The sequence below is a fragment of the Methylobacterium sp. Leaf456 genome (assembly GCF_001425465.1).
In the GTDB taxonomy this organism is placed as follows: Bacteria; Pseudomonadota; Alphaproteobacteria; order Rhizobiales; family Beijerinckiaceae; genus Methylobacterium.
Window position 1 is genome coordinate 278,403 of record NZ_LMQV01000044.1, and the last position, 26,743, is coordinate 305,145.

Here is a 26,743-nt window from a genome sequence, read left to right on the forward strand (position 1 = left end):
ATTCTCGGCCAGGGGCCGACCGATCGCCGCCCGAACGGCTTTCCCTCTCTCACCCTCATCCTGAGGTGCTGGAGCGAAGCGGAAGCCTCGAAGGAGGGCTCCAGGGATCGCGCGATCCGCTGGAGCCCTCCTTCGAGGCCCGCTGACGCGGGCACCTCAGGATGACGGGGATGGGTGGAAGCGGCCGCAGTCGAAAACGCCGGCCGTTCAGCCGAACTGCTCCCGCAAGATCCGCTCCTCCAGGCTGTGCCCCGGATCGTGCAGCAGGACGAGGCTGGTGGCGTGGTCGAGCCAGGTCTCGACGGTGCAGACCCGGCGAACCTCGGTGTGGTCGGCCACCGCCGCCACGGGGCGGTAGGTGGCGTCGATCACGTCGATGCGGATGCGCCCGTGATTCGGCAGCAGCGCCCCGCGCCAGCGACGGGGGCGGAAGGCCGAGATCGGGGTCAGCGCCAGGAGCTGCGCGTTCAGCGGCAGGATCGGCCCGCCGACCGAGAGGTTGTAGGCGGTCGAGCCCGCGGGCGTCGCCACAAGGATGCCGTCGGCGATCAGTTCGGGCAGGCGCACGTGCTCGTCCACCGAGATCTTGAGCTTGGCGGTCTGGTGGGTCTGGCGCAGCATCGAGACTTCGTTGATCGCCCGCGCCGTGTGGCTGCGCCCCTCGATGTCGGTCGCCACCATGGTCAGCGGATGGATCGTCGAGCGCTTGGTCGCCTCCAGCCGCTCCAGCAGGGCGTCCTCCCGGAACTCGTTCATCAGGAAGCCGACCGTGCCGCGGTTCATCCCGTAGATCGGCTTCGGCTCGTTCATGAAGCGGTGGAGCACCTGCAGCATCAGGCCGTCGCCGCCGAGCGCCACCACCACATCGGCCTCTTCCGGTGGTACGTGGTCGTAGCGGCGCATCAGCAGGTCCGCCGCCTCCCGCGCCTCCGGCGTGGGGCTCGCCACGAAGGCGATCCGTGAAAAACGCCGCGGCATCGGTTTGTCGGCCCCGTTGACGGATGCAGGCCGCACCGGCTCCACTGCCGAACCCACCTGCTTCAGGAGAGCCATAGCATGGAGCGCATGCTCCTCGTCTACACGACCTTCCCCGACGCGCCGACCGCGCTGTCGGTCGGCGAGGCGCTGGTGCGGGCCCGGCTCGCGGCCTGCGTCAACGTGCTGCCCGACATGCAGTCGGTCTATGCGTGGCAGGGAAAGATCGAGCGGGCGACCGAGGTCGTCGCGATCCTGAAGAGCCGGGAGGGGCTGGCCGGGGCGCTCGGCGCCGCCCTGAAGGAGCGCCATCCCTACGACACCCCGATCATCCTGCACCTGCCGGTGGCGGACGCCGACCCGGACACGGCCGCCTGGATCGTCGCGGAAACCACCCAACCCCTGACATGAGAAGGGCGCGGCACCCTCAGGCGCCGCGCCCCCGACGATCGTGCGGTAAACCGGCCGCTCAAGAGCATCGTCCTAGACATAGGATCCAGGACGATGCTCTATGTTGTTGTGCCGCATCGTCTTTTTCCGAAAGCCGGAAACCACCTTTCGGGACGATGCTCTAGCCGGCAACCATCGCCGAGGCAGCGCGCTGCCGCTGGGCGATGCTGGCCTCGTAGCGTTCGGCTTGCAGCCGAGTGAGGCCCGACATGAGGGCGAGCGTGCCACGGTAGACCGTGTAGGTGCCGTCCTGGGTCGGTTTCACGCGAATGTGCTCGGACATGGGACCACTCCCTGCCTGGGGCCAATCTTCGAACGCGTCGGAACGGGGGCTACGTTAATCAGTCGTTCAAGTCTTGCAAGCGAAGAATCCGCTTCCTCGTTGCAGAATTGCATGCTGCACCGCAAGATAAGACGACTATTTGTGCGACGCGGCGAGCGATGCGCGCCGATGCAACCAGCGCGGAAAAACCGACCTAGAACTTTGTGGAAAGACATTCTCGATACGTTACGTTGGCCGGAGCCAATGCGAACCGTTCGATGTCGGACCATCACAGCCAGGACGCCCTCCTTTCGGCCCTCGTGGATGCGGGCTCGGGCGAGGCCGCCGCGGACGGCCTCGTGCCGCGGCGCGAGGCCCGCATGGCCACCAACTGGATCGCGATGATCCGGCTGTTCGACGGCACCGAGATCCCCTGCAACGTCAAGGACATTTCCAAATCCGGGGCGAAGCTCGGCGTGCCGAGTTCCTGGGAGCTGCCGGCCTCCTTCATGCTCAAGGTGGTCGGCCGCGACTTCGTCATGCGGGTAAGCCTCGCGTGGCGCCGCGGCCATTTCGCGGGCGTGCATATCGACCGCATCGCCAAGCTGCCTCCGGCGGTGGAGGCCGCGGCCCCGGTCGAGGGGCCCAAACCCGACTACGACTCGATCGGCACGCGCAGTCGTCGTTTCCACGGAGCCTGAGCAAGGCGTCCGCCGGATCGCTGGCTCTTCTCGAGGCGCTCGATAGATTCAATGCCGACCGCCAAGCGATCTCGCCCGATGTTCCCGTGCCGGGCTGGTGGGCGAGATATTGTCTAATCGGAGCGTTTATCTGCGCTTGTGCGGCCGGTGCCTGTCCAACCGCTCGTCAATGCAGTCTTTACCCGGTTGAGCCGGCGGGCCGCGCCCTTGCGGGGCGGGGCGGCGCATAGTAGGTGCGGTGCGCAAGAACGCGCTCGCGAAACGCGTGATGCGATTTCCTCGCAAGGCTGTACGGCCGAGCGCCTCGCCCCCGTGCGAGGCCGCGGCAGGCTCTGGAGAAGCGTGACGATGGTGAACGTCAATCGGTGGTTCGGGCGTCAATCCGGTTCGACACCCGCTGCCGAAGCCGCGCCGTCCGCTCCCGCTCCCGCCGCGCCCCCGCCGCCCGCTGCGAAGGTGGCTCCGGCCGCGGCCAAGCCGCGGGGCGATGTCCGCCTGTTCGTCTTCCCCGATTATTCCTCCAACAACCCTTATCAGACCGGCCTCTACAGCGCCGCCGAGAAGGCCGGCGAGGTCTCCTACGGGACGATCGAGGAGGCGCTCGCCGCCCTCCCGAGCGAATCGAGACAGGTCGTGTTCCACCTGCACTGGCCCGAGCCGATCTTCGGCGGGGCGGCCGACCTGCACGAGTTCCAGGCGCGGGCCGACGAGTTCGTGTCCGCGGTGCGGCTGTTCCGGGCGGGCGGCGGCCTGTTCGTCTGGACCATCCACAACAAACTCTCGCACGACCGGCGCCTGGGCGATTTCGAGGTCGCCTTCCTCGCCGAGCTGTCGGCGCTCGCCGACGTGATCCATCTCCACTCCGCGGCCGCCATCGAGGCGGTCAACGCCGTCTACCCGGTCGATCCCGCCAAGGTGATCGTCGTCCCCCACGGCAGCTATGTCGGCTACTACCCGCCGGGCCCGCCGAAGGACCGGGCGCGCTGGCTCCTGAGCGTGCCCGAGGACGCGTTCCTGTTCGCCATGGTCGGGCAGCTGCGCCCCTACAAGGGCATCGACCTCCTGCTCGCCGCCTTCGAGGAGGTGTCCGCGCGCCACCCGAACGCCTACCTCGTCGTCGCCGGCAAGCCGGTGGCGCCGTTCTCGCCCGCCAGCATCAAGCTGCTCGCCGAGATGAACCCCAAGCTGCGGGTGCTCACCGGCTTCCTGCCGCCCCACGATCTCGCCCGCATCTGCACCGCGGCCGACGCGATCGTGCTGCCCTATCGCGAGATCCTGACCTCGGGCTCGGTGCTGCTCGCCGCCTCCTACGGCAAGCCGGTGATCGTGCCGAGCACCCCGACCCTCGACTTCGTCGCCGAGGAGGGCATGGGCCTCACCTACGACGCCGCCGCGCCCGACGGCCTGCGCGAGGCGATGCTCCAGGCGCTCGCAGCCCCCGCCGAGACCGCGGCGCTCGGCGCCAAGGCGAAGGATTTCGCCAAGCGCAACGCCTGGGGCACGCATGCCGAGGACTACCTCAAGAAGATCCGTGCGGCGCTGACCCCGGAGCGCGTCACCCTGGAGATCGAGGGCCGCAAGCGCCCGGTCTCGGTCTACCGCCGCACCCGCGCGGCGCAGGGCGCCGTCGGCGTCGCCGTGGTGAACTACTTCAGCGTCGAGGACATCGAGGCGCTGATCGCCAAGCTGCCCGAGAGCGTGCGCGGGCGCGACGTGCGGGTCTACGTGTTCGACAACTCCGCGGGCCGGCGCCCGAACCGCAACCTGATCGAGCGCGCCCACGTCTACGCCCATGACGGCACCAATTCGGGCTATGCCGGCGGCAACAACGCCCTGCTCGAACTGATGCGGCAGGACGGCTGCGAGTACGGCTTCATCCTCAATCCCGACGTCGCCGTCACCGCCGCGACCTTCGAGACGCTGCTCGACCACGCCCGGCCCGACGCGGTGCTGGCGCCCGCGGTGATGAACGCGGACGGGCATGTCGGCTATGGCGGCGGCGTGGTGTTCGCCAGCGCCGAGGGCATCGTCGTCAACCAGCTGTTCGAGGGGCAGGCCGTCGGCGTGCTGCCGAAGGAACCCTACGAGGTCGATGTCCTCAACGGCTGCGCGCTGTTCGTGCCGCTCGCCCTGCTGCCGAAGATCGGTCACATCCCGGAGGACTACTTCCTCTATTACGAGGAGACCCACTGGTGCCTGTCGTTCAAGGACCGTGGCGTGAAGTGCGTGGTCTGCCCGACGGCCCGGGTCGCTCACAACAAGCGCTCGAAGGCGGGTGACTTCCCGGCGCTCTACTACACCTATTACCTGCTTCGGAACCGGTTCGTCTTCACCGCGCGCTGGGGCAAGACGCTCGGCGGCGGCGCCTACAACGCCGACGCCGTCGCCGCCGCGATCCAGCGCGATTTCGTGGCGCCGTGGCGGGAGAAGATCAAGCGGGTCAATCCCGGCCTGATCCGGGTGTTCGAGCGCGGCGTCGCCGCCGCGATCGAGGACGGCCGCAAGGGAGTGAGCGGTCACATCGACCTGCCCGCCCGCCTCGATCGGGTGGACCTCCGGGACGTCGTCGCCGCCGAGGGCCGGATCGAGCGGTTCGGCGGCGGCCTGGTGCAGGGCTGGATCGCCGAGCGGGATCGCGACGGACGCTGGGGGCCGGGCCAGCTCTGGGTGTTCCGCGACGGCTCGCCGGTGCGCGGTATCGACGTGACGGACGATCGCGGCGACGTCGAGGGCGCGGGCTTCGCCCGTCGATCCGGCCTCAACACTGCGGCTTCCTTCGTCGTGCCCGACGGCGAGGCGCACCAGTTCGAGCTGCGCAGCCGGGGCGACGGCCGCCGCGTGCCCTTCGTCGACGGCATCGACGGACCGCCCGAGGACCGGCCCCAGCTCGAACGGCGCGCCACCGACCACAAGGCCGCCTTCGGCGGCATCGTCGCCGGGCGGCTGAACGGCTGGGCCTACGATGCGGCCCATCCCGGCGTCTCGACCCTCGTCGACGTCACCGTCGATCTCGACTCGCAGACCAGCATCACGGTCCAGAACGTCGAGGCGGGTCTCTACCGGGCCGACCTGGAAAAGGCCGGGATCGGCGACGGCGACCACGCGTTCCAGATCCCGCTGCCGAACGAGGCGTTCGACTACGCCAACGTCGAGGCGACTTTGCGCCTCGCCGGCCGACAGCAGGTGCTCGCCAAGCGGCAGGTCAACGTCGTCAATCCGAGCCGCGGCTTCAGCAACGGCTTCACCTTCGAGCAGTTCCTGCGCTGGTCGTACAGCGAAGAGCGGATGCCCTACGGCCAGCTCGACCGCATCCCGGTGATCCTGGAGGCGATCGATTTCGAGCGCACGCTGCGGGTCTCGCGCTCCCGGGACGTGCCGCAGACCGATCTGGTCACCGTGGTGATGCCGGTGTTCAACCGGGAGAAGATCGTCGGCGAGGCGATCGAATCGGTTCTGTCCCAGACCTACGCCAACTTCGAGCTGATCATCGTCGACGACGGCAGCAAGGACGACAGCGTCGCGGTGGTGAAGACCTTCGACGACCCCCGCATCCGGCTGATCGAACTGCCGCAGAACGGCGGTGTCTCGACCGCCCGCAACGCGGGCCTGCGCGAGGGCAAGGGCGCGTTCGTCGCCTACATCGATTCCGACAACGTCTGGAGCCCGGACTACCTCGCGGTCATGCTCGACGCCTTCCGTCAGCAGCCGGATGCGACGAGCGCCTATGCGGGCCAGGAGGTGTGGGAGTATCTGCCGAGCCTCGATCGCGACGAGTTCCGCTTCGTCCGCATGGCGCCGTTCAACCGCGCCCGGCTGGAGCAGCGCAACTTCATCGATCTCAACGTCTTCATGCACCGCCGCGAATCGTTCGAGCGCTTCGGCGGCTTCAACGAGAGCATGCGGCGGCTGGTCGATTGGGAACTGATCCTGCGCTACACCGTCGAGCGCCCGCCGGCCTTCCTGCCGGTGACGCTGGGGCGCTACCGGATCGCCCGCGCCGACAACCAGATCACCTTCGTCGAGGACCACCTCGCCAACCTCGCCCTGCTGCGCCTGCCCACGCCGCTGACCGATCTGCGCGCGTCCAAGGGGACGATCGCCGCGCCGTCGCTGGTGGTCTTCGTCCACGCCAGCGGGCCGGAGGCGTTCGAGACGTGGAAGGAGGCCAACCGCGCCCTTGCGACGGATCGGCGCGTCTTCGCCGCGTGGCCGACCGGCGGGGGCGCCGAGGGCGTCGCGCCGGACGGGGCGGTGAGCCCGTTCGACAGCGTCCCGGCGGCGCTCGCCGAATGCTGCGAACGGCTCGACGACGAATCGCTGCTGCTGATCGGCGCCGACTACGCCCTGTCCGGCCGCTGGGCGGCGGTCTACGCCGCGGCCTCGGCGCAGGGGCGCTTCGATGCCCTGACCGGGCGGCTCTACAAGGGCCAGCGCGGGCCGGACGGCGACACGGTCTTCGAAGACCAGATGCCGCTCAAGATCGCGCCCTCGGTGACCGCATGGCAGTTCTCGCCGCGGATGCACGGCGTCGTGGCCGCGCAGCTCACGGCGGACTACCTGATCCTGCCGCCGTCCTCGGTGCGCCGCCTTCAGGTCTGCGCCGCCCTGCGGTCCGATCTCGACGAGGCGGTCGCCCGGTTCTTCGGCTACAGCGCGAGCGGTCCGGTGCTCGGCCTCTACGCGCCGGACCTCTCGGCCTTCACCATCGCCGACGTGCCGTTCCGCATCTGACGCCGGCCGGGCCCTTGCAAGGGTCGGGTCCGGGCCGGTAACCCTCGGGCCAGACCCCGCGGACGCTGCTCGTCGCGCGCGAACCATGGGAGCCGTTTCGTGGCCACCATCATCCCCGTCTCGTCCTTCGATTACGTCGTGTTCGGCGCGACCGGAGACCTGACCCAGCGCAAGTTGCTGCCCGCGCTCTACCAGCGCTATCGCGACGCGCAGATCCCGGAAACGAGCCGCATCATCGGCGCCTCCCGCACCGAGATGGACACCGAGACGTTTCGGGCCCGCGCCCGCGACGCGCTGCTGAGCTTCGTCCCGGCCTCCGACATCGACGAGACCAAGCTCGAAGGCTTCCTCGACCACCTGTTCTACGTCGCGGTCGATGCGCTCGGCGACGACGGCTGGCCCGCGCTGAAGCGGCTGCTCGACGAGCGGCCCGACCGCATCCGCCCGTTCTACCTCGCCACGTCGCCCGACCTCTACGGCGCGATCTGCCGAAACCTCGACCGCTACGGCCTGATCGGCGAGAAGACCCGCGTCGTGCTGGAAAAGCCGATCGGCAAGGATCTCAAATCGGCCCGCGCCATCAACGACGCCGTCGGCGCGGTCTTCCCCGAGAGCCAGATCTTCCGCATCGACCACTATCTCGGCAAGGAGACGGTGCAGAACCTGCTGGCCCTGCGCTTCGCCAACACGATCGTCGAGCGGCTATGGAACGCCGACGTGATCGACCACGTCCAGATCACGGTGGGCGAGACCGTCGGCGTCGAGGGCCGGGCGGGCTACTACGACACCTCCGGCGCGCTGCGGGACATGGTGCAGAACCACATCCTCCAGCTGCTGTGCCTCACCGCGATGGAGAGCCCGATCTCGCTCGACGCCGACTCGGTGCGCGACGAGAAGCTGAAGGTGCTGCGCGCCCTGAAGCCCATCACCGCCGCCGACGTGCAGAGCGTGACCGTGCGCGGCCAGTACGCCGCGGGCGCGGTCGGCGGCCAGCCGGTGGCGGGCTACCAGACCGATCTCGGCGACCATCCCCCGAGCCGCACCGAGACCTTCGTGGCGCTCAAGCTCGAAGTGCAGAGCTGGCGCTGGGCCGGCGTGCCGTTCTACGTGCGCACGGGCAAGCGCCTTCCGAAGAAGCATTCCGAGATCGTGGTGCAGTTCCGCGCCTCGCCGTTCTCGATCTTCCCCGAGGAATCGTTCGGGCGCGAGCCGAACCGCCTCGTCATCCGCCTCCAGCCGGAGGAGGGGATGAAGCTCGAAGTGATGACCAAGGATCCCGGCCCCGGCGGCATGCGCCTGCGCCCGACCAACCTCGACATCTCGTTCGAAAAAACCTTCCAGCAGCGCTACCCCGATGCCTACGAGCGGCTGCTGATGGACGTGGTGCGCGGCAACGCGACCCTGTTCATGCGCCGCGACGAGGTCGAGGTCGCCTGGGCCTGGGCCGACACCCTGCTCAAGGCCTGGGCCGACCGCCCCGAGCCGCCGCGCCCCTACGCCGCCGGAAGCTGGGGGCCGACCGCCGCCATCGCCCTGATCGAGCGCGACGGACGCACTTGGCACGAGGAATTGCCTTAGGTTCGACGGCTTCAGGAAACCGCGGCTCGGATGCCGGTTAACGAGCGACAGGGTCGTCACCGGGGTCCGAGGGAATGTCGCGCTACTACTTCGACGTCGAGAACGGCGGCCTCACGGTCGATGAGGAGGGGACCGAACTCGACGGCGGCGAGGCCGTCGCCACGCTGGCGCTGCGCACGCTCCTCGACATCGCCCGATATGAGGTCGTGGCCCACAACGAGCGCCAGATGTCCGTCACCGCCCGCGACGCGACCGGGGTGCCGGTCTACCGCACCGAACTGACGGTGCGGGCCGGCTGGCTCGTGGGGCATCCGGGGTGACGGGGTGCGTGCTTCGCCATTCGGCGCTTGATCACACGCGTCCCGATTGATCGCGGCGAAGGCGGTGGGCTCCACCCTCTCCCGGCACGCGGGGAGAGGGGATGCGCGTTACCGGCGCGACCGGCCGGAAGCCACTTCACACCAGATGCGCCATCTCCCGCACCGACCGGCCGGCGCCCCGGACGATCCCCGGCGGCAGCGGGGTGACGGTGGTGATCCGCAGCGGCGCGATCGCGTCGCGGGCGGGTTCCGGCGCCCGGCTTGTCGCGCGGTCCCGGTCGGGCCGCACGGGCGCCCGCACCGTCTCGGCGGTCGGCGCCGGCTGGGGCAGGCGCACCAGCACGATGGTGCCCTGACCCTCCTCGGAGCGGATGCGTAAGCCTCCGCCGTGTAGCTCGGCGGTGGAGCGGGCGATGGCGAGCCCGAGGCCCGAGCCCTTGTAGGTCCGGGTCAGGTTGGTCTCGACCTGCTCGAACGGGCGGCCGAGCTTGGCGATGGCCGATTTCGGGATGCCGATACCGGTATCCGCCACGAACAGGTGGACGGAGCCGCCGCAGGCGCGACCGCGCAGGCCGACCCGCCCGCCCTCGGGCGTGAACTTCACGGCGTTCTGGACGATGTTGAGCAGGATCTGCTGGAGCGCCCGCTCGTCGGCGAACACCTTGAGCGTCGCCGGCACGTCGATGCGGATCGTCACCGATTTGCTCGCCGCTTCCTTGGCGACCATCATCACGGCGGCCGAGATCGCGGCGTCTAGGGCGAGTTCGCGCGGCACCAGCGTCACCCGTTTCGCCTCGATCCGCGACATGTGCAGAATGTCGTCGATGACGGACAGCAGGTAGGTGCCGCTCTGCTGGATGTCGCGGCAATAGTCGCCGTAGCGGGGCGAACCGAGGGAGCCGTAGACCTCGCTCTCCATCAGTTCGGCGAAGCCCATGATGGCGTTGAGCGGCGTGCGCAGCTCGTGGCTCATGTTGGCCAGGAATTCGGACTTCGCTTGGTTGGCGATCTCGGCCCGGCCCTTCTGGTCGAGATGACTCTCGGCGAGGTCGGCGAGCTGCTGTGTCTGGAGTTCGAGCGTGCGCCGCGAGCGCTTCAGATCCTTGACCGTCTCGATCAGCTCGCGCTCGGAGGCGACGAGCTGCTCCTGATGGCGCTTGAGGCTGGTGATGTCGGTGCCGACGGAGACGTAGCCACCGTCCTTGGTGCGCCGCTCGCTCACCTGCAGCCAGCGGCCGTCGGCCAGCTCCAGCTCGAAGGTGCGGGCCGGCCCGCGCTCCGGGCCAGGGATGCCCCGGCGCACCGTCGGCAGCGCGCCCTGGCCCATGATCTCGTCGTAGCGGCGGCCCGGCACCGCGTCGTCGCACGCCAACGCGTGGAGATCGCGGAACTTTGAATTGCACAGGACGAGGCGGTTGCCCGCATCCCACAGCACGAAGGCCTCGGACACCGCCTCGACGGCGTCGCGCAGTCGCATGTCGGCGGTGGCGTTGGTCTCGGCCAGCCGACGCTGCTCGGTCACGTCCATGGCGATGCCGACGAGATGGCGGCTGCCGTCGCCGGCATCCTCGACGATCTCGGCGCGGGTGCGCAGCCAGACCCAGGCGCCGGAGGCGTCGCGGATCCGGAACTCGTGGTCGAGGGTGGCGTGGCTCGCCGCGAGTTGGCGGGCCAGCTCGTAGAGGTCGCCGTCCTCGTCGTGGAGCAGGGCGTTGACGTCGCCGAACGACAGCAGATCCTTCTCCGGCGTGTAGCCGAGCAGGGCGAACATCGAATCCGACCAGAAGATCGTCCCACGGGCGATGTCCCAGTCCCATAGACCGCAGCGCCCGCGCCCCAGCGCCGTGTCGAGTCGCTCCTTGACGAGGTCGCAGACCTCGTCCGCCGAGCGCGCCCGGCGCGTCTGGATCATGTAGGCGGCGGCGATGCCGGTGAGCATCAGGGCGACCGCGCACAGGACGATGGCGTGGCTCCAGAACGAGCGCCACCACGCGGCGTCGATCGGTGCCAGCGGCTGGATCACGGCGACCTGAAGCGCGGAGCCGGGCCGGTGCGTGGCCGCGGCGATGGCCTGCCCGCCCCCGTGCAGGCCGACCGTCATGGCGCCCGCGCTCTCGCCGAGGATGGTCAGCGGCTCGCCGCCGGCCAGCACGGCGCTCAGCGTGCCGGTGCCGCTCGGCAGGGCCGGATGGGCGGCGCGGATCGCGCCCGCGGCGTCGGTGACGAGCACACGGCTGCCCACGGGCAGGAGATGCATCGGTAAGGAGCGGTCGAGCCGCGCCCCGGCCTCGGTCGGAGAGAGCGCGGCGGCGGCGAGCCGGGCGAAGGCCTCGACCTCGCGCTGGCTCGCACTGATCGCCGCCTCGTAGGGCGCGCGCAGCTGCAACGCCGACAGGGCGGTGAGGCCCAACAGGAACAGCACGAGGAGCGCCGGCAAGGCATAGCGCAGCCAAGCCTCCGCTCGCACGAGACGGACCTGCGCGGTGCCGGTGGGACGCTGGACCCCGAGAATCGTGTCCGCGCGCGCACGCGCGGACAGGGACGCGGAAACCGCCCCCGGCATATCGGAACCTCGCAGATGATGAATCCGACCCGGCCGGTGCCGCACCGGCTGTTTTCGAATCGTATTCATATTGAGCATCGCGGGGGTCGCTTTGTCCACGCCCAATTTGGGGGAGGGCGTTGACCAAAGCCGCGATCGGAGTCCGTCCGCCGCGCATTCCGATTCCCGAAAGGCGAGTCGCTTCAGGCGGTTAACGAATCGCCAAGGCTGCGGCCGGCGATGTCGGCGACGTCACGGGAAAGGCCGGGCGTGGCAAGGATGCGACGCAGGGCGGCGTCCGCCGCAGTCCGGCGCTGCGGCTCCAGGCGGCGCCAGGAACCGAAGGCGGTCATCAGCCGGGCGGCGACCTGCGGGTTGGTCCGGTCGAGGGCGAGCACCGTCTCGGCGACGAGGGCGAAGCCCGCCCCGTCGGCCCGGTTGAACTGGGTCGGGTTGGCGAGTGCGAAGCTGCCGACCAGCGAGCGCACCCGGTTCGGGTTGGTCATGGCGAAGGCCGGATGGCCCTGGAGCCGGCGCACCCGCTCGACCGTGCCGTCCTCGGGGATCATGGCCTGGATCGCCAACCACTTGTCGAGCACCAGGGGCTCGTCGGCGTAGAGCGCGGCGAAGGCGGCGAGCGCCGATTCGCGCGGCTCGCCCGGCAGCAGCGCGAGCGTCGAGAGGCCGGCGAGCCGGTCGGTCATGTTGGTGGCCGAGGCGATCTGCGCGCCGGCCAAAGCCGCGCCCTCCGCCGGGTCGGCGACCGCGATCCAGTCGAGGGCGGCGTTGCGCAGCGCCCGCCGCCCGGCGGAGGCCGCGTCCGGCGAGAACGGCGTGCCCGCGGGCTCAGCCAGCGCGTCGCGTACAGCGTGCAGGCGTGGGCTCAAGGCGGCGCCGAGGCGGACCCGCAGGGCGCGGCGCGCGGTAAAGATCGCGTCCGGATCGATCTCGCTGCCGATCTCGTCGGCGAGGTCGCTCTCGCTCGGCAGCGCCAGCACCAGGGCGGCGAAGGCCGGGTCGGCGAGCGCCCGCTCGTCGAGGAAGGCGCCGAGCGCCGCCGCGAAGGCGTCCGCCCCGGCCGCGGTGTCTTCGCCGCGCAGCGCCCCGTTCATCAGCCGGGCGGCGACGCGCTGGGCCGCCTCCCAGCGGTTGAAGCCGTCGGTGTCGTGGCGCAGCAGGGTGAGCCGGTCGGCATCCTCCACGCTCATGTCGACCCGCACCGGGGCCGAGAAGCCGCGAAACAGCGACGGCACCGGCGGCGCGGGGACATTCTCGTACGTCACCGAAGCCTCGGCGGCGTCGAGGACGAACACACACTCCTCGCCCTTTGCCTCGACCTGCGGGCTCGTCGCCCCGTCGAGGGGGCCGTCCGGGCCGATCAGGCCGAGCCGGACCGGGATGACGACCGGCGGCGCGTCGGCCCCGGCGCCGGGCCGGGTCTGGCGGAAGTCGAGCCGGTAAGTCCTTGCCGCGTCATCGTAATGGCCGGAAACCGCGACGCGGGGCGTGCCGGGGCGCTCGTACCACTCGGCGAAGTGCAACAGGTCGTGGCCGCTCTCCGCCTCGAAGGCTCGCAAAAAGTCCTCGACGGTCGCCGCGGTGCCGTCGTTGTCGGAAAAATAGCGGTCCATGCCGGCGCGGAAGGCGGTCTCGCCGATCAGCGTGCGCAACATCCGGACGATCTCGGCGCCCTTTTCGTAGACGGTGGCCGTGTAGAAGTTGTTGATCTCGGCGTATTGCTTCGGCCGCACCGGGTGGGCCAAGGGGCCGGCATCTTCCGGGAACTGACGGGCGCGCAAGGTCCGCACCTCGCCGATGCGGTGGACGTCGCGCGAGCGCATGTCGGACGAGAATTCCTGATCGCGGAAGACCGTCAGGCCCTCTTTCAGGCAGAGTTGGAACCAGTCGCGGCAGGTGACGCGGTTGCCCGACCAGTTGTGGAAATACTCGTGTGCGATGATCGCCTCGATCGCCGCGTAATCGGCATCGGTCGCGGTCTCCGGCGAGGCCAAGACGAACTTGTCGTTGAAGATGTTGAGGCCCTTGTTCTCCATCGCGCCCATGTTGAAGTCGGACACGGCGACGACGTTGAACACGTCGAGATCGTAGGGACGGCCGAACACCTGCTCGTCCCACGTCATCGAGCGCGCCACCGCGTCGAGGGCGTAGGCCGCCCGCTCGGCCTTGCCCGGCTCGACATAGACGGCGAGTTCGACCGCCCGACCCTCCATGGTGGTGAACGGCGCGCTCACCCGATCGAGGCGTCCGCCGACCAGGGCGAACAGGTAAGCGGGCTTCGGGTGCGGGTCGTGCCAAATCGAGAAGTGACGTTCCGTCCCCTCGATCCTACCCGATTCGATGTTGTTGCCGTTGCCCAAAAGGACCGGTGCCTGCGCTTCCTCGGCCTCGATCCGGGTGGTGTAGACCGCCAGCACGTCCGGCCGGTCGAGGAAGTAGGTGATCCGCCGGAAGCCGTCGGCCTCGCACTGGGTGCAGTAGACGCCGTTCGAGCGGTAGAGCCCCATCAGCTTGGTGTTGGCGGTCGGGTCGAGCCGCGTCTCGACCGTGAGGGTGAACGGCCGCTGCGGCGGCTCCGGCAGGGTCAGCGCCGAGGGCGCGACCCGGAAGGCGGCGGGCGCGAGCTGCGCGCCGTCGAGGTCGAGCGCCACCAACCGCAGGTCGTCGCCGTCCAGCACCAGGGCCGCGCCCGGCCGGCCGGCGGGGTTCGGGCGGATCGCGAGGCGGGCGGTGACGCGGGTGTCGTGGGGATCGAGGCGGACATCCAAATCGACCCGGTCGATCAGGTGATCGCTCGGGCGGTAATCCTCCAGGCGGACGGTCGGGGGCGTCTCGGTGCGCATGGGTTTTGATCCGGGCTCGCCTGCGGGGTCGCCCGACCTTTAGAGGTTTTCGCCCGCGACGGAACCTCATCGGCCCGGGCCTTGGGCCAAGCTGCGCTGACGACCGGACCCTCCAACTCACCGCCGTCATTCCGGGGCCGCGCAGCGGAACCCGGAATCCACCCGTGATGCGCGGCTATGGCAGGCGTCGCGGCCAGTCGTGGATTCCGGGTTCGCTTACGGCGCCCCGGAATGACGGCGGTTGGTGAGCGAGGATTGTGTATCCTCAACTCCGGTACGGCGCCTCGATCCCCATGGCCCTGAGCGCCAGCCTGTAGGTGAGGTCCGACTGGACGAGGCTGTCGGCGATGAAACGGTCGAAGGCGCTCATCCAGCGCGGCGTCAGGTGGAGGAAGGCGTTGCGCGGTCCGGAGCGGACCACGAAGCCGCGCTCCTGCGCCACGGTCAGGATGTTGCGGATATGGGTGCGCGACACGCCGAAGCGCGGGGCCAGATGGGCGATGTCGCCTTCGCGGATGCGGGCGTCGGGGTCGGCGCCGCCCATCTCGAAGAAGGCCAGCAGAATGATGAGCGCGCTCGTGGCGCTCAAGAAGAACACGATCTCCAGGTTGACCCACATCATCGCCGCGATGGCGTCGAAGGCCGCGGGCGCCGCGCCCGCATGGGCCGCCTGAAACGCCCGGTCGCGCCGCAGCGGCGGGCCGTAGCCGGGCTCGGGGTAGAGGAGATCGAGCGGCGCGTAGTGGGCGGCGATCCATTCCCGGTCCCAGTCGAGCAGCCGCTCGGTGGGTTTGAGGAGGCGCACCCGGTTGTCCTCGGGCTGGCGCTCCATCTCGACATAGCCGGTCTGGGCCAGCCGGGCGGCGAAGTCGTCGATCAGCCGGGGGCTGGCGAAGCCGAACCGGGCGACGTGGTCCTTGAGCCGGTTGAGCGTCGGCCAGGTCTCACGGTCGGCGGGGTCGTAGGCGGCGTAGATGCAGACGATGATGGCGAGCGTCGTCACCCGGCCCACATCGGCGCCGAGCTGCGCCGGGAAGGTGCCGGCCTCGTAGACCTTGGCGTGCTCGGCGACGAACAGGCGGCGCGCGGCCGGGAAGTCGGGATGCGCCAGGATCTCCTCGGCCGAGCGATGAGCCGGCAGGGCGCCGACCGGCGCAGCGTCTTCGCGCGGGTCTGAGGCGGGCGTCTGGCTCTCAGAAAGAAATGTCATGGTCGGCCGGCGTTCTAGCCTGCTGCGGCGGGGCCGCAACGCGATGTCGGCCATGGAGCCGTCAAAAGTTTTTGAACGCGTCGCGTCACCCCTATCCAATCGAGCTAGGCCGTCAGGCCTCGACCGTCAGCATTCACGATGCAGAGAGCGCAACGGGACGCTCCGCTGTGCGGAAGGGACAGGGTTCCCTGCCAAACGAGATCGACGCAGAATTTGCCAAGCCGGTCCGATTGCAACGCGACTCGGGAAACCGCTAGCCAAGGCAGCGTCAATGGCGACGCTTCTTAGGACGAACGATGACAAAGGCCTCCTGCGAAGCGTCGAGGCGAGGCCTGCGCCTGGGCACGACCGTTCTTCGCGGCCGGAAAGCCTCGGTTCGATGAACGCTCTACGCAGTCTTGCGGTCGAATTACCTCATGATGCGGTCGAGCGCCGCCGGGCTTGGGCCGGTGCGCTGGCGCCGTTCCTCGACATGGCACCCGCGGAGCGCGATCCGGCGCCGGGCCTGTTGGCTCTGACCCGGCATCGCCTCGGGCCAATGACGCTGATCGAGATGACGGCGCCGGCCCAGACCTTCCGGCGGACTCCGAGGCCGGCTGGAGCGCTTTCCGACGAAGTGGGCACCGGTTCGTTGCAAGAAAGCGCGGCAAAACAAGAGGCTAGAGGCGTCACCCGACCCAACGTGGTCGGGCGCGATTCTAGCGACGACCTGATGGTCCTGTTCTGGCTCGACGGCGTGGGCCGGATGACGTGGCCCGGCGGCACGGTCGCGTTCGGCCGCCTGCAGGGTGTGGTGCTCGATCTCGCCCAGCCCGCCACCCTCGTCGTCGGCCCGGTCCGGGCGACCGGCCTCGTCCTGCCGCGGGCGCTCGTTGTGGATAGGCTGGCGAACCGGTTGCCGGACCTCGCTTCCCTGCATGGGGCGGTGCTCGATCCCGCCTCCGACCCGGTGAGCCGGCTGTTCTTTACCTGCGTCCAGGACGCCGCCGAGAATGCGGCCAGTTTGCCCGAGGACCGGGTTTTCCCCGTCACGCAAGGGGTGGCCGCCCTCGCCACCGCCGCCCTGCGTCGACTCGCCACCGAACGTCGGGACGCGATCGAGGCCGCGCCGGTGCGCCGGCTGGAGGAGGTCGCGGCGTGACCGGCGGCCCCGTTGACGCGTCTCCGCCGCGAGCCAGATAGGCGCTCACCTCTTCAGGTGAACTCGCGGAACGGTCATGGAATACCTGCACACGATGGTCCGCGTGGCCGATCTCGACCGCGCGCTCGCCTTCTACGTCGATGCCTTCGGCCTCGAGGAGGTGCGCCGGGTGGAGAACGAGAAGGGTCGCTTCACCCTGGTCTTCCTCGCCGCCCCCGGCGACGTCGCGCGCGCCAAGTCGGAAAAGGCGCCGATGGTCGAGCTGACCTACAACTGGGACCCGGAAGACTATTCCGGCGGGCGCAACTTCGGCCATCTCGCCTATCGGGTCGAGGACATCTACGCCTTCTGCGCCCGGCTGAAGGAGGCCGGCATCACCATCAACCGCCCCCCGCGCGACGGCTACATGGCCTTCGTCCGCTCGCCCGACGGCATCTCGATCGAGATCCTGCAGAAGGGCGAGGCCAAGCCGCCGCAGGAGCCGTGGGCTTCGATGGAGAATACCGGGACTTGGTAGGGCGGCAGGCGCGCACCGAGCCGCCTCCTGAAGACTGAGCACCTTCGGTCCAGCGGTTCCCCCCTCTCCCCGCACGCGGGGAGCGGCCTGTAGGGATCTTGTCGTCCCTACAGGGAGCGAAGCGGCGGTGAGAGGGACTCGACGGAAGAGGCTCGTCCTGAGCCGCCCCCTCACACCTCGGCTGCCGCCTCGCTTCGGCGACGACGGGGTCGCCGAAGCCCTCTCCCCGCGTGCGGGGAGGGGGGATGCGCGTATTGCTTCGCGGCTTAACGATTGCCGCGATCACGCCTCCAATTTCGGCACGATCCCCAACTCCGCCAGCTTGGCGCTCACCGCTTCGACCGGGCGTTTCAGTCTCAGGCTGATGACCGAGACCGGTAGCCCATCGCGGGCGAGGCTGCGCAGGCTCTGGACGGCGTCGAGGCTCCAGTGGGTTTCGATCGACATCGGTGTCCTCCTGTCGTTCGCACGCCGCGATTCAGGCCGCGCGGCGCCTCGTTTCGACGTGGTTCGGCGTGCCGGGGGCGGCAACGCTCACGCCGAACATCCGTGCATGCCCACGAAACGGGCAGAGCGCGCGGCCGGCACCGGGCGGGCGCCGCGGAGCATGAAGGGGCGGCGGGCCATCCGCTCGACCTTGAGCAGGATGTTGGAGCCGCCGACGAGCGCCCCGGTCTCGTCCCGCAGGGGCGTCGGGTAGGGCATGAAGGCGGCCCGGCTCCCGTCGGGCCGTTCCAGCACCGCCTGGACGCCGCGCACGGCAAAACCCTCGCGGAGCGTCACGGCCATCGGGCAGAGGTCGTGCGGCAGCGCCAACCCGTCCGGATGGTAGAGCCGCCATGCGCCGCACCAGCGCGCCTTGCCGAGCACGGGGCGGAAGCCCCACAGCTCCGCCGCCGCGTCGTTGTAGTAGGTCAGCCACCCGTCCGCGTCGGTGGTGTAGAGCGGCGCGGCGATCTGCCGGAAAAGCTCGGCCCGCGATGGCTCGTAATTCCAGTCGGAATCGGGGGCGTCGAAATCGTAAGAATCTCTGTCCATCATGCTCCCCACGACGCGGGCTTCGAAATGCCCGCTGCCAGCACTTCGTGCCCCCCTCTGTCATGGGTTCCTGGGGGCTCACCGGCGTGGAAGCCGGTCACGCGAGCCCTCCGGAGCGGCGCGCGACACGCCACCCTCCAGATCGTCCAACCCTGTGGAATTGTGCCGCGAAGCTTCCGGGGGCGGTCGCTCCTCGACGCCATGACCGGCGTTGCCGCCGGACTGGGCTCTTCCGCAGGGTCTGATACGGACGAAGAGTTACAGAGCACGCCGCGCCGCCCTGCGCAAGCGCTTTTGCTGCATCCCTCCGCGCGTCCCGAGATAAGGGCGCGTCGGTGACTGTTCTTTTTGCGATGCAAAACAATTCCAGACTGCCGATGATACGCCGCAGCATGTTCGTTGCGGGGCAATGTGGCATTGCATATGTTGTCAATTGTGCAAGCCATGACGGAACGGCCGTCCCTCGACTTGCCGTGAGCGATGCCCGGCGCGTCGGGCGTTCGAGCTTAAGCATTTGCCGTGCCGGTTCCGCTGCGCCGCCTGCGCTTACGCCTGCGGTTGAACTCCGGTATAGCGACACGGTGTGCCCACTCCGTCCGGCCGTCCCCTCCGTTCCCCGTTCCGGTGCCGCGTGCCGTCCTGTCCTGCGGGCCGCCCGATGAGCGTGCCGGCCTCCCTCGCGTTCCTGGCCGAGACCGGGCGGACCGGGCGCGAAATCCTCGCCTACGATTGGTCCGGCCACGCGCTGGGGCCGCTCGCGACCTGGCCGCCGGCGCTCCGCAGCACGCTCGCCACCATGCTGGGTTGCCCGGCGCCGATGTTCCTGGCCTGGGGGCCGGACGGCATCGTCTTCTTCAACGACGCCTACCGCCCGGTCTTCGGCGACCGGCAGTCCCGGGCGCTCGGCGCGCGCTTCCGCGAGATCTGGGCCGACCTGTGGGACGACATCGGCCCGCTGGTCGAGGCGACGCTTTCCGGGCGCAGCGTGTCCCAGCGCAACCGGCTCTTGATGATGGACCGCCACGGCGTGCCCGAGGAATCGTGGTGGAGCTTCACTTATTCGCCGGTGCGCGACGACGACGGCGCGGTCAACGGCATGCTCTGCATCACCGCCGAGACCACCGCCGAGGTGCTGGCCGAGCGCGCCCGCGAGCGCAGCGAGGAGCGGCTCGATCTGGCGCTCTCGGCCGGCGGCAGCATCGGCGTGTGGGACTGGGACGTGGCCGCCGACCGGGTGACCGCGGATTCGCGCTTCGCCCGGCTCTACGGGGTCGATCCCGCCGTGGCCGAGCAGGGCGCGCCGATCGCCACCTTCTTCGGCGGCATCCACGCCGACGACCTGCCCGAGGTCCGGCGGCGGATCGAGGCGGCGCTCGCCAACGGTGCGCCGTTCGCCGCCGAGTACCGGCTGGTCCAGGCCGACGGCTCCGTGCGTTGGGCCGCGGCCGAGGGGCGCTGCATCCACGACGCCGCCGGGCGACCGACGCGCTTTCCCGGCGTCAGCTCCGACATCACCGAGCGCAAGCGCACCGAGGCGGCGTTGCGCGAGAGCGAGGACCGGTTCCGCGGCATCGCCGACACGATCGAGCAGATGGTCTGGTCCACGCGGCCCGACGGGTTCCACGACTACTACAATGCCCGCTGGTACGAGTTCACCGGCATGCCCGACGGCTCGACCGACGGCGCGGCGTGGAACGGCATGTTCCATCCCGAGGATCAGGAGCGCGCCTGGGCGGTGTGGCGCCACAGCCTGGAGACCGGCGAGACCTACGGCATCGAGTACCGGCTGCGGCACCGCTCGGGCCGGTATCGCTGGGTGCTGGGCCGGGCCAAGCCCCTGCGCGACGCCTCGGGGCGGATCGTGCGCTGGTTCGGCACCTGCACCGACATCCACGACCGCAAGCTCGCGGAAGAGCGCCAGGCCTTCCTGCTCGCCCTCAACGACACACTGCGCGAGGCGCCCGACCCGACCGCGGTGACGCTCGCGGCCGCCGCGGCGCTGGGTATCCGGATGAACACGGCGCGGGTCGGCTACGGCGAGATCGACGCGGCGGGCGAGGTCGTCCGGGTCGAGCGCGACTGGACCCGCGACGCCTCCATGGAGAGCCTGGCGGGCGAATCGCGCATCCTCGACGGGTTCGGGCCGGCGGTGGTGGCCGAGCTGCGGGCCGGGCGGACGCTGACGGTGGAGGATTGCTACAGTGATTCCCGCGCCGGACGGCGCTACGCCGCGGTGTGGGATTCGATCGGCTGCCGCGCGCTCGTCGTCGTGCCGCTGATCCGCGAGGGGCGCTTACGCGCCATCGTCTACCTGCACGAGCCCGAGCCGCGGGCCTGGACGGCGGACGACGTCGCCCTCGTCGAGGACGTGGCGCAGCGGGTCTGGCACGCCGCCGAGCGGGCGCGGGCCGAACTCGCCGCCCGGGCGCAGGCGCGCGAACTGCGCCTGATCGCCGATTCGCTGCCGGTGCTGATCGCCTTCTTCGACGCGAGCGGGCGCTGCCGCTTCGCCAACGCCGCGGGGGCGGACTGGTTCGGCGGCACGGCGCCCGACGGGCGCACGCTTCCCGAACTGATCGGCGACGCCTACTCCACCGACCGCTCAGGGTTCGAGGGCGCGCTCGCCGGCCGCGAGGCCCGCTTCGAGCGGGCCTGGCCCAACCGCGACGGGCGCCGCCGCGTCGCCGAGATCCGCTACCGGCCGCGCTTGACCCCGGAGGGCGTGGCCGACGGCGCCTACCTGTTCGCCCTCGACGTGACCGACCGCAAGCGGATGGAGGAGGTTCTGTCCCGCGAGGTCGATGCCCGCACCCGCGAGCGCGACCGGCTGTGGCAGACCACCAACGACCTGATGGGCACCGCCGGCCTCGACGGCTATCTGCGCAGCGTCAACCCGGCCTGGACCCGGCTGCTCGGCTGGAGCGAGACCGAACTCCTCGCAAGGCCCTTCCTCGACCTGATCGACCCGGAGGACCATCCCGAGACCGGCGCGGTTTTCCGCCGCCTCGGAAACCGGCAATCCGTCACCGATTTCGTCGATCGCGTGCTCAGCCGGGACGGGCGGCGGCTCACCGTGATGTGGACCGCGGTGCCGGAGGGCGACCGCTTCCACATCGTCGGCCGCGACATCACCCAGCAGCGCCTCGCTGAGGAGCAGTTGCGGCAGGCCCAGAAGATGGAGGCGGTGGGCCAGCTCACCGGCGGCATCGCCCACGACTTCAACAACCTGCTCACCGGCATCGTCGGCTCGCTCGACCTGATGCGCACGCGGATCGGCCAGGGGCGGATCGACACGCTGGAGCGCTACATCGGCGCGGCGCTGTCCTCCGCCGAGCGCGCGGCGGCGCTGACCCACCGCCTGCTCGCCTTCGCCCGGCGCCAGCCCTTGGAGCAGAAGCCGGTCGATGTCGCAGCGCTGCTCGCCGGCATGGAGGCGCTGCTCCGCAGCACGCTCACCGAGGCCGTGCGGCTCGACGTGACGACCGGCCCCGAGCTGTGGCCGACCTTGTGCGATTCGCATCAGCTCGAGAACGCGATCCTCAACCTCGCGATCAACGCCCGCGACGCGATGCCGGACGGCGGCACGCTCACGATCACGGCCGAGAACGCCCGGCTGGAATCTGCCGACCCGCGCCTCCCGCCGGAGATCGAGCCCGGCGACTACGTCGCCGTGAGCGTCCGCGACACCGGCCTCGGCATGGAGCCGGAGGTGGTGGCCCGCGCCTTCGAGCCGTTCTTCACCACCAAGCCCATGGGCCAGGGCACGGGCCTCGGCCTCTCGATGATCTACGGCTTCGCCCGCCAGTCCGGCGGCCATGTCCGGCTCGATTCGGTGCCCGGCCGCGGCACAGCCGTGCTCCTCTACCTGCCGCGCCATCGCGGCACCGTCGCCCCCGCGCCCGAACCGACGGCCAGCGAGGCGGCGACTGCGGGCCGCGGCGAGACCGTGCTGGTGGTCGAGGACGAGCCGGTGGTGCGCGACCTCGTGGTCGAGACCCTGCGCGAACTCGGCTACCGGGCGATCCAGGCTCAGGACGGGCCGGCGGGCCTGCGCATCCTGCGCTCGGAGACGCGCATCGACCTCCTCGTCACCGATGTCGGCCTGCCCGGCCTCGACGGGCGCCAACTCGCCGAGCAGGCCCGCGCCGGGCGGCCCGAGCTGAAGGTGCTGTTCATCACCGGCTACGCCGAGAACGCCCTGTTCGGCGGCGACGACCGCGATCCGGGCACGCAGATGATCACCAAACCGTTCCCGGTGAAGGCGCTCGCCACCCGCATCCGCGCCATGATCGAGCTTTCGTGAAGCTCGGCCGCGCTGCGAAAGCGGCGAGCCGGGTTATCGTCGCTGCCGGGTACGGGCGTGGCGTTCGGTCCACTTGTGGACGGACCGGAACGGCCCCTGTCCGCACACGTTGACCGGCGCGTAACCAACATGACGGCGCGCTCGCAGCGTCAGGGCAGAGCGAACACAGAGCGGATGGCAGAGGAGATTCCAGCGGAGACGGGGGTGGCGACGAGCCCGTTCGATCTCGGCGACGGCTTCCGCCGTTTCGCGGACCATGTGCCGCTGATGATGTGGCGCACGGACCATGCCGGGCGCACCGTTTACCACAACGAGAGTTGGCTCCGGTTCACCGGCCGCTCCCTCGACGAGGAATTGCAGGGCGGCTGGCGCTGCGGCCTGCACCCGGAGGATTTCGCGCGCCACGCGGCGACCGTCGATGCGGCGTTCGCGGCGCAGGAGGCCTTCACCATCGAGTACCGCCTGCGCCGCCACGACGGCGCCTATCGCTGGCTGCTCGACACCGGCCGCCCGCTGCGCGAGGACGGCGCCTTCCACGGCTTTCTCGGCTCCTGCTTCGACATCACCGACCGCAAGAACGCGGAGGAGGATTCCGCCCGCGCGCTGGTCGAGAAGGAGACGCTGCTCGCCGAGATCTATCACCGGGTGCGCAACAACCTTCAGGTGATGGTGAGCCTGATCGGCCTCTACGGCCGCGCCGCACCCGAACCCTGCCGCGGCAGCTTCGACGCGCTCGGCCAGCGGGTGCGGGCGATCGCGCTGGTGCAGCAGCACCTGCACGAGGCGCCGCACATCGCCTCGATCGACCTTCAGGACTATCTCCGGCGCCTCGCCGCGGGCCTCGGAAACCTGCGCCGGCCCGGCCGCATCGGCGTGATCGTGGAGGGCGGCAACACCAGCCTCGTCGAGCCACGCACCGCCAACGCGCTGGGCATGATCGTGGCCGAAGTCGTTGCCGAATGCCTCGACGCCACCGCCGAGACCGTGAGCTGCTTCATCTCCATCCGGATCGATGCGACCGCGCCGGTGCGCCTGTCGGTCGTCTCGGGCAGCGGCGAGGCGGCGGCGGAGGGCAAGCCCGGCGTGCCGATGCTCGGCCCCCGGCTGATCGCGGCCTACGCCGCCCAGGCCGAGATCGCGGCGAGCGGCACCGCCACGAGCGCCGACCCGCTGTTGCTCGAACTCCCCGAAGTCAGGCCCGACCTGCGGCCTTCCGCGCCCTGACGGTGCTAGGCGGTCCGGGCCGACGTGCCTATATCGGGCACGTCCCTTCGCTTTGTCTGTGAGCCATGCTGCCGAACCTCGACACGATCATCGAGAACTTCGAGATCCTCGACGATCCGATGGACCGCTACGAGTACGTCATCGAACTCGGCAAGACCCTGCCCGCGCTGCCGCCCGAGCAGCATGTCGAGGCCAAACGGGTCCACGGTTGCGAGAGCCAAGTCTGGCTCGACGTCGGCCTCGACGACGCGGCCCAGCCCCCGCGGATCGCGCTGGCCGGCGACAGCGACAGCCACATCGTCAAGGGATTCGTCGCCCTGATGGTCGCGCTCTACAGCGGCCGCACCCCGGACGAGGCCCTGAAGGCCGACGGCTTCGACCTGCTCAAGCGCCTCGATTTCGGCGCCCACATCACCTCGAAGCGCTCCAACGGCGTGCGGGCGATGGTGGAGCGGATTCATCGCGACGCCGGGCGGCTCGCGGCGGCGTAGTTCGTCTTGGCCGTAATGCGCCGGCCTTCCCCTCTCCCCGCACGCGGGGAGAGGCCCGTATGGACCTTGTCGTCCATGCGGGAAGCGGAGGCGAAGCCGGAGCGGCGGTGAGGGGGAATCGACGGAAGAGGCTCTTCCGGACAAGCCCCCTCACACCTCGGCTGCTGCCTCGCTTCGATGACGACGAGGTCATCGAAGCCCTCTCCCAACGTGCGGGGGAGAGGGGATGCGCGGCATTGTTCGGCAATCACACGACCTCCTCACGCCGCCCCGTCACCCCCCGCCCGCCACTGCCGGGTCCGGCCCCGCTCCGGCCCGCGCGCCTCGCGCTCGATGCCATAATGTTCGGCGAGCCGCCCGAGCGCGATGCGGGCGACCACCTTGGCCGAGCGGGCCGGCCATTTGCGCTCGGATTCGATCCGCTCCAGACCCTTGAGGAAGCCGCACAGGTCGATCAGCAGGCCCGACAGGTCGGAGCCGACCGCCGTGAGGGCGTGATCGACCCGCTGGCGCGCGGCGATCGTCCGGTCGGTGGCCGCGGACGGGTCGCGCGGGCCGCCGCCATCGACGCGTTGCGCCGTCCAGTTGGCGGTGACGCCCGGCAGCATCTGCGCCGCCGAGAGGTCGTGGCGCAGGCGCTCGCCCGCGGCGAAGGCGGCGGCGTCGATCATCGGCTCGCCGTCGCGCCCGCGCCGCCGCGCCATCCAGGCGAGCGGGCTTTCCGAGGCGTCGCGCAGGCGCATGTTTTCGCCGGTCCCTTCCCGGATGGGATCGAGATGCTGCAACCGGAAGGCGTCCTCGCGCGGCTCCAGCGCCCGCCGCAGCCGGGCGCGGCCGGCCGCGCCGATGACGAGGCGGTTGCGGCGCCCGTCGTCGCGGGCCGCGAGGTCGGCGGCGACCAGAGCCTCGCCGGCGCGGGCCGGAAAGCGTCCGCCTCCGAGCGAGACCCCGCGCCCGCCGCCGCGCACGATCAGCGTGTCGGGCGACGACGGGTCCGGGAAGGCGTAGGCCCCCTCCGGCGCCAGCGCCACGAGCAGCCGTTCCGCCTCGCGGCCGAGCCCGCCGCCCTGTTTGTTCGTGTTTTGTTCCTTCGACATCGCGCACCTGTCAGCCACCGACGACCAAATGCTAAAGGACAATGATCCTAAAACAAGCCTTGACAGGCTGATCGTGCGCCTTGAGGTTGCAGCGTCACGCTGGCGATTTTAACCTCAGGTATGCCTTTGGCGGTCGATCGGAGCGCCGTGTCAGGCTGTGGAAGTCGCCTCGGACGCGGAGGGCGCACGGTGCGGGCGAAGCCGGCCTGTTCGGGTGTCGGCGGAGCATGACACGCGGCCGAATGCCGGCGTTCGGACGCGATTGATTGGCCTGTTGATAACTTGATTCGGCGTCCCCGGACGCAATCACGAAAAAGCCCGCCGCCCCGTGGATCGGGACGACGGGCTTTTCCACAAGCTGAAAGCAAACACCGGCGCGGCGACTGTCGGTCCTCCGGCGCCGCCACCCTCTCGAAGAGGCGCAATGCGAGCGGAGTGAGACGTTCTCCTCCCCTTTGTCGGGAGGAGGGAGGAGGTGGGGGACAGGATGGATCGCCGAGCCTTGTCCGGCACCACCCCCACCCCGAACCCCTCCCCACAAGGGGGAGGGGACCCGCGTCCCATCCAAAGACCGTAGTGCTGTGGAACCGTGTTTCTCGCTCACGCTCGCAATGACGGAGCGGGACGCCAATCTGCGGCGCCGAGCCGGTCGCGGCCTGATCAGGCGGCTTCGTCGTAGTTGCCCGGGCGCGGCTGGCCAAGGCCGATCGCCTTGGCGAGGTCGGAGCGGGCCTTGGCGTAGTTCGGAGCGACCATCGGGTATTCGGGCGGCAGGCCCCACTTGGCGCGGTACTGCTCGGGCGAAAGGTTGTACTTCGCGCGCAGGTGCCGCTTGAGGGACTTGAAGGTGCGACCGTCCTCCAGGCAGACGATGTAGTCGGGCTGGATCGACTTCTTGACCGGCACAGCCGGCTGCTGCGGCTCGGTCGGCTCCGCCTTCGGGGCGACGCGGCCGGTGCCGACCTGGAGCAGGGCGCCGTGGACGGCGCCGATCAGGTGGCCGAGCTCGCCCGCCGGCACGGGGTTCTTGGTGACGTAGGCAGCGACGATGTCGGCGGTGAGGACGACATAGTCGACCGGCGTCTCGGTTTCGTTCATGATTCCATTCTGTCCCTTGATGCGGTGCCCCGCACACGGTCCAGCGTTCGGCTCCGCAAGGAGCGACGCGCGGATCGAGCAGGAAAGGGCGGCTTAGAGCGCGCGGCCCGCACGTTATCGGTTGAGTGTGACGCCCCCCGCAATCACATGCTCTACCTAGATCAATCAGATTAGACCTGCAAGACAGGGCCGGTATGCAGGACG

19 protein-coding genes are annotated in these 26,743 nt (G+C 70.0%); 10 read left to right on the forward strand and 9 right to left on the reverse strand.

The annotated features are described in order from the left end of the window. Positions 1–207: 207 nt before the first annotated feature. On the reverse strand, positions 208–978 hold the full coding sequence (locus ASG52_RS25185; RefSeq protein ID WP_056249952.1) for an NAD kinase: 771 nt from the start codon (positions 976–978) through the stop codon (positions 208–210). A gap of 78 nt (positions 979–1,056) precedes the next feature. Here ASG52_RS25185 and cutA point away from each other — a divergent pair, with 78 nt between their 5' ends. Further along, positions 1,057–1,386: a divalent-cation tolerance protein CutA gene (gene cutA / locus ASG52_RS25190; protein ID WP_056249568.1), complete on the forward strand. Its 330-nt coding sequence runs from the start codon at positions 1,057–1,059 to the stop codon at positions 1,384–1,386. Positions 1,387–1,546: 160 nt separating this feature from the next. Here the strand turns inward: cutA and ASG52_RS28015 are convergent, their stop codons facing one another. Next, positions 1,547–1,708, reverse strand: a complete 162-nt coding sequence (locus tag ASG52_RS28015) for a hypothetical protein (RefSeq protein ID WP_200945661.1) — start codon at positions 1,706–1,708, stop codon at positions 1,547–1,549. Positions 1,709–1,965: 257 nt separating this feature from the next. On the opposite strand from ASG52_RS28015, the gene ASG52_RS25195 reads away from it, so the two are divergent. From ASG52_RS25195 to ASG52_RS25210, 4 genes are all read left to right on the forward strand, one after another. Then, positions 1,966–2,388 carry a PilZ domain-containing protein gene (locus ASG52_RS25195; RefSeq protein WP_056249571.1) on the forward strand — a complete coding sequence of 141 codons (423 nt, stop codon included), beginning with the start codon at positions 1,966–1,968 and terminating at the stop codon, positions 2,386–2,388. A gap of 456 nt (positions 2,389–2,844) precedes the next feature. Then, complete coding sequence (locus tag ASG52_RS25200; protein WP_056249573.1) at positions 2,845–7,119, forward strand: glycosyltransferase; 4,275 nt, start codon at positions 2,845–2,847, stop codon at positions 7,117–7,119. 99 nt (positions 7,120–7,218) lie between these two features. Beyond that, entirely contained in the window at positions 7,219–8,697 is a 1,479-nt protein-coding gene (gene zwf / locus ASG52_RS25205) for a glucose-6-phosphate dehydrogenase (protein ID WP_056249576.1), read from the forward strand. Positions 8,698–8,771: 74 nt separating this feature from the next. Then, positions 8,772–9,017, forward strand: a complete 246-nt coding sequence (locus tag ASG52_RS25210; RefSeq protein ID WP_056249581.1) for a DUF6894 family protein — start codon at positions 8,772–8,774, stop codon at positions 9,015–9,017. A 136-nt stretch (positions 9,018–9,153) separates the two neighbouring features. Here the strand turns inward: ASG52_RS25210 and ASG52_RS25215 are convergent, their stop codons facing one another. The 3 genes from ASG52_RS25215 to ASG52_RS25225 form a co-directional block, all read right to left on the reverse strand. After that, positions 9,154–11,580: a PAS domain-containing sensor histidine kinase gene (locus ASG52_RS25215; protein ID WP_082552727.1), complete on the reverse strand. Its 2,427-nt coding sequence runs from the start codon at positions 11,578–11,580 to the stop codon at positions 9,154–9,156. Between the two features lie 182 nt (positions 11,581–11,762). Beyond that, on the reverse strand, positions 11,763–14,420 hold the full coding sequence (pepN, locus tag ASG52_RS25220) for an aminopeptidase N (RefSeq protein WP_056249583.1): 2,658 nt from the start codon (positions 14,418–14,420) through the stop codon (positions 11,763–11,765). Between the two features lie 265 nt (positions 14,421–14,685). After that, positions 14,686–15,630, reverse strand: coding sequence for a hypothetical protein (locus ASG52_RS25225; protein WP_286159164.1), 945 nt, complete (start codon positions 15,628–15,630; stop codon positions 14,686–14,688). 379 nt (positions 15,631–16,009) lie between these two features. On the opposite strand from ASG52_RS25225, the gene ASG52_RS25230 reads away from it, so the two are divergent. Next, positions 16,010–16,771 (forward strand): cupin domain-containing protein, encoded by a 762-nt coding sequence (locus tag ASG52_RS25230; RefSeq protein ID WP_056249586.1) that lies wholly within the window; start codon positions 16,010–16,012, stop codon positions 16,769–16,771. 76 nt (positions 16,772–16,847) lie between these two features. Continuing rightward, positions 16,848–17,288: a VOC family protein gene (locus ASG52_RS25235; protein WP_056249589.1), complete on the forward strand. Its 441-nt coding sequence runs from the start codon at positions 16,848–16,850 to the stop codon at positions 17,286–17,288. A 282-nt stretch (positions 17,289–17,570) separates the two neighbouring features. On the opposite strand, the gene ASG52_RS28020 is transcribed toward ASG52_RS25235, so the two are convergent. Together ASG52_RS28020 and ASG52_RS25240 are read right to left on the reverse strand one after the other, a co-directional pair. Then, positions 17,571–17,735 carry a hypothetical protein gene (locus tag ASG52_RS28020; protein ID WP_200945662.1) on the reverse strand — a complete coding sequence of 55 codons (165 nt, stop codon included), beginning with the start codon at positions 17,733–17,735 and terminating at the stop codon, positions 17,571–17,573. Between the two features lie 87 nt (positions 17,736–17,822). After that, the gene (locus ASG52_RS25240; RefSeq protein ID WP_056249957.1) at positions 17,823–18,326 is read right to left on the reverse strand and encodes a hypothetical protein; all 504 of its coding nucleotides are present in this window, start codon (positions 18,324–18,326) and stop codon (positions 17,823–17,825) included. A 658-nt stretch (positions 18,327–18,984) separates the two neighbouring features. Between ASG52_RS25240 and ASG52_RS25245 the strand changes: the two genes are divergently transcribed. From ASG52_RS25245 to ASG52_RS25255, 3 genes are all read left to right on the forward strand, one after another. Next, positions 18,985–22,629, forward strand: coding sequence for a PAS domain S-box protein (locus ASG52_RS25245; RefSeq protein ID WP_056249592.1), 3,645 nt, complete (start codon positions 18,985–18,987; stop codon positions 22,627–22,629). Between the two features lie 174 nt (positions 22,630–22,803). Then, positions 22,804–23,853 (forward strand): sensor histidine kinase, encoded by a 1,050-nt coding sequence (locus tag ASG52_RS25250; protein WP_056249596.1) that lies wholly within the window; start codon positions 22,804–22,806, stop codon positions 23,851–23,853. Positions 23,854–23,918: 65 nt separating this feature from the next. Next, complete coding sequence (locus tag ASG52_RS25255; protein ID WP_056249600.1) at positions 23,919–24,344, forward strand: SufE family protein; 426 nt, start codon at positions 23,919–23,921, stop codon at positions 24,342–24,344. 260 nt (positions 24,345–24,604) lie between these two features. Here ASG52_RS25255 and ASG52_RS25260 read toward each other — a convergent pair whose 3' ends face one another. Continuing rightward, positions 24,605–25,441 carry a DUF6456 domain-containing protein gene (locus tag ASG52_RS25260; RefSeq protein ID WP_056249604.1) on the reverse strand — a complete coding sequence of 279 codons (837 nt, stop codon included), beginning with the start codon at positions 25,439–25,441 and terminating at the stop codon, positions 24,605–24,607. Positions 25,442–26,101: 660 nt separating this feature from the next. After that, entirely contained in the window at positions 26,102–26,539 is a 438-nt protein-coding gene (locus ASG52_RS25265; RefSeq protein WP_056249606.1) for a Ros/MucR family transcriptional regulator, read from the reverse strand. Positions 26,540–26,743 lie beyond the last annotated feature (204 nt).

What these genes read in the sequence shown, in the direction of transcription:
- ASG52_RS25185 (WP_056249952.1), bottom strand. Translation starts at nt 978, where the DNA reads ATGCCGCGGCGTTTTTCACGGATCGCCTTCGTGGCGAGCCCCACGCCG.
- cutA (WP_056249568.1), top strand. Translation starts at nt 1,057, where the DNA reads ATGGAGCGCATGCTCCTCGTCTACACGACCTTCCCCGACGCGCCGACC.
- ASG52_RS28015 (WP_200945661.1), bottom strand. Translation starts at nt 1,708, where the DNA reads ATGTCCGAGCACATTCGCGTGAAACCGACCCAGGACGGCACCTACACG.
- ASG52_RS25195 (WP_056249571.1), top strand. Translation starts at nt 1,966, where the DNA reads ATGTCGGACCATCACAGCCAGGACGCCCTCCTTTCGGCCCTCGTGGAT.
- ASG52_RS25210 (WP_056249581.1), top strand. Translation starts at nt 8,772, where the DNA reads ATGTCGCGCTACTACTTCGACGTCGAGAACGGCGGCCTCACGGTCGAT.
- ASG52_RS25215 (WP_082552727.1), bottom strand. Translation starts at nt 11,580, where the DNA reads ATGCCGGGGGCGGTTTCCGCGTCCCTGTCCGCGCGTGCGCGCGCGGAC.
- pepN (WP_056249583.1), bottom strand. Translation starts at nt 14,420, where the DNA reads ATGCGCACCGAGACGCCCCCGACCGTCCGCCTGGAGGATTACCGCCCG.
- ASG52_RS25225 (WP_286159164.1), bottom strand. Translation starts at nt 15,630, where the DNA reads ATGACATTTCTTTCTGAGAGCCAGACGCCCGCCTCAGACCCGCGCGAA.
- ASG52_RS25230 (WP_056249586.1), top strand. Translation starts at nt 16,010, where the DNA reads ATGAACGCTCTACGCAGTCTTGCGGTCGAATTACCTCATGATGCGGTC.
- ASG52_RS25235 (WP_056249589.1), top strand. Translation starts at nt 16,848, where the DNA reads ATGGAATACCTGCACACGATGGTCCGCGTGGCCGATCTCGACCGCGCG.
- ASG52_RS28020 (WP_200945662.1), bottom strand. Translation starts at nt 17,735, where the DNA reads ATGTCGATCGAAACCCACTGGAGCCTCGACGCCGTCCAGAGCCTGCGC.
- ASG52_RS25240 (WP_056249957.1), bottom strand. Translation starts at nt 18,326, where the DNA reads ATGGACAGAGATTCTTACGATTTCGACGCCCCCGATTCCGACTGGAAT.
- ASG52_RS25245 (WP_056249592.1), top strand. Translation starts at nt 18,985, where the DNA reads ATGAGCGTGCCGGCCTCCCTCGCGTTCCTGGCCGAGACCGGGCGGACC.
- ASG52_RS25250 (WP_056249596.1), top strand. Translation starts at nt 22,804, where the DNA reads ATGGCAGAGGAGATTCCAGCGGAGACGGGGGTGGCGACGAGCCCGTTC.
- ASG52_RS25255 (WP_056249600.1), top strand. Translation starts at nt 23,919, where the DNA reads ATGCTGCCGAACCTCGACACGATCATCGAGAACTTCGAGATCCTCGAC.
- ASG52_RS25260 (WP_056249604.1), bottom strand. Translation starts at nt 25,441, where the DNA reads ATGTCGAAGGAACAAAACACGAACAAACAGGGCGGCGGGCTCGGCCGC.
- ASG52_RS25265 (WP_056249606.1), bottom strand. Translation starts at nt 26,539, where the DNA reads ATGAACGAAACCGAGACGCCGGTCGACTATGTCGTCCTCACCGCCGAC.